This is a genomic window from Kordiimonas lipolytica, from assembly GCF_042651265.1.
GTDB lineage: Bacteria > Pseudomonadota > Alphaproteobacteria > Sphingomonadales > Kordiimonadaceae > Kordiimonas > Kordiimonas lipolytica.
Genome location: NZ_JBHSCR010000019.1, coordinates 1 through 1,115, shown reverse-complemented (window position 1 = coordinate 1,115; position 1,115 = coordinate 1). Strand labels below are relative to the sequence as shown.

Here is a 1,115-nt window from a genome sequence, read left to right as displayed (position 1 = left end):
TCCATGGCGATCGGAGCGATCAGCTCAACAGTCAGGTTCACGTTGTCACCAGGCATTACCATTTCGGTGCCTTCTGGCAGTTCAACATTACCGGTCACGTCAGTTGTACGGAAGTAGAACTGTGGACGGTAGTTCGCGAAGAACGGCGTGTGACGACCACCTTCCTCTTTAGTGAGGATGTAAGTCTCGGCAGTGAACTTGGTGTGTGGCGTGATCGAGCCAACGTGTGCCAGAACCTGGCCACGCTCAACGTCATCACGAGCTACACCACGCAGCAGCGCACCGATGTTGTCGCCCGCACGACCTTCATCAAGAAGCTTGCGGAACATTTCAACGCCAGTAACAGTTGTCTTCTGAGTGTCGCGGATACCAACGATCTCGATCTCTTCGCCAACTTTCACGATGCCGCGCTCAACACGACCAGTACATACAGTACCGCGACCGGAGATGGAGAATACGTCCTCAACAGGCATCAGGAATGCACCGTCAACAGCACGCTCTGGCTGTGGGATGTAATCATCAACGGCTTTCATCAGCTCGATGATCTTGTCTTTACCGATGTTGTCGTCACGACCTTCGAGAGCTGCAAGAGCAGAACCAGCTACGATCGGAATATCGTCGCCTGGGAAATCATACTCAGACAGAAGCTCACGGATTTCCATCTCAACAAGCTCGAGGAGCTCTTCGTCGTCAACCTGGTCAACTTTGTTCATGAACACAACAAGCGCTGGTACACCAACCTGACGAGCAAGCAGGATGTGCTCGCGTGTCTGTGGCATTGGACCATCTGCTGCGTTAACAACCAGGATAGCGCCGTCCATTTGAGCCGCGCCCGTGATCATGTTCTTCACATAGTCAGCGTGACCTGGGCAGTCAACGTGCGCATAGTGACGTGCTTCAGTCTCATACTCAACGTGTGCAGTAGAGATCGTGATACCACGCTCACGCTCCTCTGGAGCCTTGTCAATGTTCGCGAAGTCTACAGCTGCACCGCCGTATGCTTCAGCCAGAACTTTGGTGATCGCAGCTGTCAACGTCGTCTTACCATGGTCAACGTGACCAATAGTACCGATGTTGCAGTGCGGCTTATTACGTTCAAACTTTTCTTTAGCCAT

Annotated in this window: 1 protein-coding gene; it reads right to left on the bottom strand. The window is 52.6% G+C overall.

The window, feature by feature from the left end:
• Positions 1–1,115: elongation factor Tu (gene tuf, locus ACFO5Q_RS16710; protein ID WP_380084428.1), on the bottom strand; the 1,115-nt coding region annotated here is incomplete at its 3' end.